Origin of the sequence: Kribbella sp. (assembly GCF_035687465.1) — a bacterium.
Taxonomy (GTDB): Bacteria; Actinomycetota; Actinomycetes; order Propionibacteriales; family Kribbellaceae; genus Kribbella.
Genome location: NZ_DASRXP010000261.1, coordinates 1 through 5525, shown reverse-complemented (window position 1 = coordinate 5525; position 5525 = coordinate 1). Strand labels below are relative to the sequence as shown.

The window sequence follows — 5525 nt, the reverse complement described above, 5'->3', positions numbered from 1 at the left end:
TCTCGGGGGAGCTCGGGCATCTGCCGCTGGCTCCTGGGGATCTTGTGTGCACCTGTGGACGACGGGGATGCGTGGAGACGGTCGCGTCGTCGTCCGCGATTCTGTCCCGGATCCGGGAGAGCACTGGCCGGCCTGAGCTCGATCTGTCCGGGGCGCTGGAGTTGGCGCACAGCGGGGATGCGAAGGCGCGGGAGGCGTTCGACCGGGCCGGGGAGGTGATCGGGTCGGCGCTGGCGGCGATGGTGAACCTGGTCGGGCCGGAACTGGTGGTGATCGCGGGCGAGGGCGTGGCGGACTACGACCTGTACGACCAGCGGATGCGGCGGGCGTTCGGCGAGCATGCGTTCGGTGCGGCAGGCGACTGCCGGCTGATGCTCCGCTCCCACACCTTCGACGATTGGGCCCGCGGTGCCGCGGCCACTGTGATCCGCTCCTACGTCCGCGGCGAACCACCCTTCCAACGCAAACCCCTCGACCTCGCCCGCTGAACCACTGCGCGAGCTCGCTCGCATCCCGTGCCAGGCGGGGGACGGCTGCGGGCGGGCGCGCTTCCGGGTGGAAGGGCGGGTGGGCGCGCTTCCGGGTCGAAGGGCGGGTGGGCGCGCCGAAACGCCCTTCCTGCTGGAAGGGCGTCGGCAGCCGGAACTCAGCTGCGGGCTGCGGCGAGGATCTTGCGCCAGACCTTGCGGTAGGACTCAAGGCCGTCTTCGGCGAGGGGTCCCATCGGGCCGGCCGTGATCGAGACCCGCTCGGGGATGGTGCCCCAGACCGGGATGCTCTCTTCGGCGTACTGCCGCATCGTGTCCTGGTACGAGCGGGTGTAGGTCCGGGCCGAGCAGATCACCAGTCCGACCGGGATCCCCTTCGGGACCAGCTCCAGCACGGCCTTCACCCGGGGTGTCTCCACCCCGCCGACCCGGGTCGGGATGATCACGATCCGGGCCCGTTCGAGCGCCTTGTTCAGCAGTCGTTCGTGCGACGGGGGCATGTCGACCACGCCGATCCCCTCCGGCGGCACCTTGTCCAGCGCCTTGGTCAGCAACCGCTCGGTCGGCGCCTCGGCGATCTCGATCCTGTTCAGGTGCTCGTCGTCGGAGTTCTCGATCCAGTCCGCGGCGCTCCCTTGCGGATCGGCGTCGACGAGGGTGGCCGTGCGGCGGTTGGAGGAGGCCAGCGAGGCGAGGTACACCGACGTGGTTGTCTTCCCGACCCCGCCCTTCAGTGCAGCTGTCACGATGATCATGGAACCGACGCTACCTGCTTTTGTCCGATTTCCGGCGTGTCGTCGGCGTTGCCCGTGCCGTTCGTGATAGTTGCCCACGGCTTCGACCAAGCTCAACGGTCCTTCAACCTGTACTGCGGACGCCGCCCGCGGGCTGGTCAGGCCGCCGGTTTCCGGATCATCTCGACGATGCTGCCGAGACCCTCCTGACCATGGCCGTCGGCGTCCGTTCGTGCGAAGATCGCGGCCAGCGCGGCCGGGAGAGTCGTGTCCAGTCCGGCCTGGGTGAAGGCCTGCAGAACATGCTCGCTACCGACCGCCTGCATGTGGAGACTGTTCTGGTCACCGGAGTAGTGGCCGGCCTCGATCTCGGCGGTGAGGATCTTCAGGAAGCCCATCGGCCCGTTCTCGGCGAGGTCGACCAGCATCGTCGCGACGTACGGCCGGAGCTCCCCGGCGCTGACGCCGGCTGATCCGACCAGGGCTGCCGAGTAGAAGTAGCTGGTCAGCGTCGCCCAGAACACGTTGAGCATCGCTTGGTAGTAGAGCATCGCCAACCCGGGATCCGTACCGACGTAGTCGACCCGCCCGAGCGCCTCCAGTGTGCTGGTGTGAACCTCCAGGACCTCCCGGGGCCCGCTGTAGAAGGAGTAGGCACCCGGCTGCCCGATACCCGGTGGCGGAACCATGATTCCGGCGGTGATGAGGGTGGCAGCGCGCTCTGTCGCCCAGCGGCCGCCCTGGCGGAGTCTGTCGGGGCTGTCGGAGCTCAGGTTCACCAGGACCTTGCCGGTGAGGTCCACGCCCTGCAGGGAGTCTTCCATCGCGGCATAGTCGAGCTGGCTGATCACCAGCAGGTTGCTCGCGGCTACGGCCTCGGCTGCCGTCGGAGCTTCAGCGGCCCCCGCGGCGATCAGGTGCGCGGCGCGGCCCGGAGTACGGTTCCAAACTGTGGTCGGGTGGCCCGCTGCGAGGAGGACTTCGGCCATCTTGGAGCCCATGGCGCCGAGGCCGATGACGGTGACTGCTTCGTGGTTCATGGGTCGATGGTGTGGAAGGCCGCTACGGATTCCCTACGGGTGTCGGCGGCGCTGGCTACTGTGACGGCGTGTACTTCGAGGTGCTCGGTCCGCTGGTCGTCCGGACGGACACGGGCGAGCCGGTCGTGGTGCCCGACGCCAAGGTCCGCGTGCTGCTGCTCGATCTCCTGGTCAACTGTGGTCGTCCGGTGTCGGCCGATCGGTTGATCGACGACCTCTGGGGTGACCACCCACCCCGCAACGCGACCGGCACGCTGCAGGCGCGCGTCTCACAACTCCGTACTGCGCTCGCCCGGGCTGAGCCGGGCGCCCGGGCTCTGGTCGCCTTCGGGCCGGCTGGATACACGCTGGACGTGCCGGCGGAGGTTGTCGATAGCAACAAGTTCGAGGGGTTGCTGGATGCGGCGCGGGAGTCGTCGCAGCCGATGGAGCTGTTGCGGGAGGCGCTGGGGTTGTGGCGTGGTCCGGCGTACGCGGAGGTGGCGGACAGCGAGTTCGCGCGGGCCGTCCGGGATCGGCTGGAGGAGCAGCGGCTGACGGCGGTGGAGTCGCTGCTCGAGATCCGGGTCGTTGACGGGGGCGGGGTGCTCGGCGAGTTGGCAGAGCTGGTCAGGCGGCATCCGCTGCGGGAGAAGTTGCGAGGCGTCCACTTGCGGGCGCTGTACCGAGCGGGACGCCCGGAGGAGGCACTGAAGTCGTTCGCTGAGTTCCGGGAGTCGCTGGCCGACGAGCTAGGTGCAGACCCCGGCCCGGACCTGACAGCGCTACACCAGGCCATCCTCCGCCACGACCCCGCGTTGACAGGCTCCGCTGTGAGCAAACTGCCAACGCCGGTCTCCAAGCTGATCGGCCGGGAGGAGACGGTCGCCGAGGCACAGGCGCTGCTCGAACGGTCCCGGCTGCTGACGCTGGTCGGTCCGGGCGGGGTCGGCAAGACCCGGCTCGCCCTGGAGGTGGCACGAGCGGCCGGTGACACAGGGGTTTGGGTAGAACTGGCCGCTGTTCGGGAGGCGGAACTGCTGGATGCGGTGGCGGGTGCGGTTGGGCTGCGGGACGACGTGGTGAGGGTGCCCGCGGTCGGGCAGGAGGTGAGGAACCGGCTGGGTCGGGCGTTGGGGGCCAGGCCGGGGCTGGTGGTGTTGGACAACTGTGAGCATTTGGTGGACGCAGTGGCTGAGTTGGTGGGAGTGGTGTTGGCTGCGGCGCCTGGGGTGCGGGTGCTGGCGACTAGTCGGGAGCCGTTGGGGGTCGCGGGTGAGCACCTGCTGGAGGTGAGTCCGCTGGAGGCGGCTCCAGCTGCGCAGCTCTTTCGGGAGCGGGCAGAGGCAACCGCCGGAGTGGTCGACGATGCCGAAGCGGTGGCGGCGGTCTGCCGTCGGTTGGATGGGATTCCGCTGGCATTGGAACTTGCGGCGACTCGAGTGCGGGCGCTCGGAGTACGGGGTCTTGCGGAGAAGCTGGATGACCGGTTCCGGCTGCTGGCGGGTGGGCGCGGAGTACCGGAGAGGCAGCGGACTCTTCGGGCAACCATCGACTGGAGTTGGGAGCTGCTGAGTGAGGACGAGCAGGTGCTGCTCCGGCGGCTCGCAGTACACGTTGACAGTTTCAGTCTGGAGGCGGCTGAGGAGGTCGGTGAGCTGCCGGCCGAAGTACTGACCCGGCTGGTCGATAGGTCGCTGGTCGTCGCCGGCAGCGGCCGCTACCGACTGCTGGAGTCGGTCGCCGCCTACAGTCTCGAGCGACTGGTCGAGGCCGGCGAGGAATCGTGGCTGCGGCGTCGCCATGCCGCGTACTACGTGTCGCTGGCCGAGCAGGCCGAACCGTATCTCCGTGGCGCCGACCAGCGGTTGTGGCTGGAGCGGCTGGACCTGGAGAACGCCAACGCTCGCATCGCGCTCGAGCACGCGTCGCCGGAGCAGGCGTTGCGGCTCGTGAACGCGATGACTTGGTACTGGTATCTCCGCGGCCGCCTGAGCGAGGCGAGACGGGCCTTGGCCACAGCACTCGAAGTACCGGGTCCAGTGACTGCTGCTCGCGCGGCTGCGACGGTTTGGCTGGTCGGACTGAACGCGACTGCGGCAGAGGGCAGCAACCTCACGGCGGCCAGTGCGAAGGCGCTCGAGCTCTACGACTCGTTGGATGATCCGCTGGGTCAGGCGCGGGCGGAGTGGTTCCTGGCGGCAACCCAATGGGCGTACGGGGATCGTGAGGTATTGCTCAGTCGGGTCGACCGGGCTGTCGAGACCTTCAAGCGGCTGGGTGATCGGTGGGGTTTGGCTGCGGCGCTCAGTACTCGGGCGCAGCTGTCGCTCACCCACGTAGATCTGGAGGGGCTGCAGCGGGACGGGCTGCGAAGCCTGGAGTTGTTTGACGAACTCGGGGATGACTGGGGCCGGTTGCAGGCGAACTACTCGCTGATCGTGGCAGCCGAGATCGCAGGGGACTATCCGACGGCCACTCGCCGGCTACAGGAGGCGCTGCGGCAGGCGGAGGAGCTGGGGATGTGGACGGAGGTGTCATTCCGTACTTCGGGACTCGGGCGGATCGCGATGCTCACCGGGGATTACGCGCAGGCTGATGAGTTGCACGAGCGGGCGCGACGGCTGGCGATCGAGCAGTCGAACAAGTCAGCGGAGGAGTACGCCGAGGTCGGACTCGGGATGACCGCGCGGCGCCGGGGTGAACTCGACAAGGCGGAGCTGCATCTCGCCAAGTGGCTCGGGTGGCTGCGGCAGGTGGGTGGCTCGTCGGGGGTCGCTTTCATCCTCAGCCAACTCGGCTACATCGCCGAACAACGTGGAGACCACGCGACAGCTCTTCAGTTGCACGAGGAAGCGCACGCCACCGCGGTCACCACAGGAGACGAACGAGCAGTCGCACTCGCTTTGGAGGGTCAAGCAGGTGCCCATGCCGCGGCCGGACGACCCCTGGAAGCACTAGAACTTCTGAAAGAGGCCGAGAGGTTGAGGGACGGTGTGGGTGCGCCGTTGCCTCTGAGCGAGCGGTTCGATGTGGAGAGGATTGCCAAACGGTGATGGTCGGGTTTGATCCGGTGAACCGCTCGTGGGTCGAGGCGGGCGAGGGTATCGAGCGGGTGCCCGCGTTGGACGGGGAACTGTTGCTCGACGAAGGTAGTCGGGAAGCGGTGGCGTGGGATGCGGGGCGGTCTGTCCATCGGGTGCCTGAGGCTGTGTTGCGGCCGGGGTCGGTCACCGACATTCAGGTGATGGTGGGGTTCTGTGCCCGGCTGGGGATCGCGGTGG

General features: G+C 68.4%; 5 protein-coding genes. 3 read left to right on the top strand and 2 right to left on the bottom strand.

What is annotated here, in order from left to right; translation table 11 throughout:
• The coding region (locus VFG33_RS13040) for an ROK family protein (RefSeq protein ID WP_325025969.1) at nt 1–488 on the top strand (488 nt) is incomplete at its 5' end.
• Nucleotides 489–646: 158 nt separating this feature from the next.
• On the opposite strand, the gene VFG33_RS13035 is transcribed toward VFG33_RS13040, so the two are convergent.
• On the bottom strand, nt 647–1243 hold the full coding sequence (locus VFG33_RS13035; RefSeq protein ID WP_325025967.1) for a ParA family protein: 597 nt from the start codon (nt 1241–1243) through the stop codon (nt 647–649).
• 137 nt (nt 1244–1380) lie between these two features.
• Nucleotides 1381–2262, bottom strand: coding sequence for an NAD(P)-dependent oxidoreductase (locus VFG33_RS13030; protein WP_325025965.1), 882 nt, complete (start codon nt 2260–2262; stop codon nt 1381–1383).
• Nucleotides 2263–2330: 68 nt separating this feature from the next.
• Here VFG33_RS13030 and VFG33_RS13025 point away from each other — a divergent pair, with 68 nt between their 5' ends.
• Both VFG33_RS13025 and VFG33_RS13020 read left to right on the top strand, forming a co-directional pair.
• Nucleotides 2331–5297, top strand: coding sequence for an ATP-binding protein (locus VFG33_RS13025; RefSeq protein ID WP_325025963.1), 2967 nt, complete (start codon nt 2331–2333; stop codon nt 5295–5297).
• The coding region (locus tag VFG33_RS13020; RefSeq protein ID WP_325025961.1) for a hypothetical protein at nt 5294–5525 on the top strand (232 nt) is incomplete at its 3' end. The genes VFG33_RS13025 and VFG33_RS13020, both read left to right, overlap by 4 nt.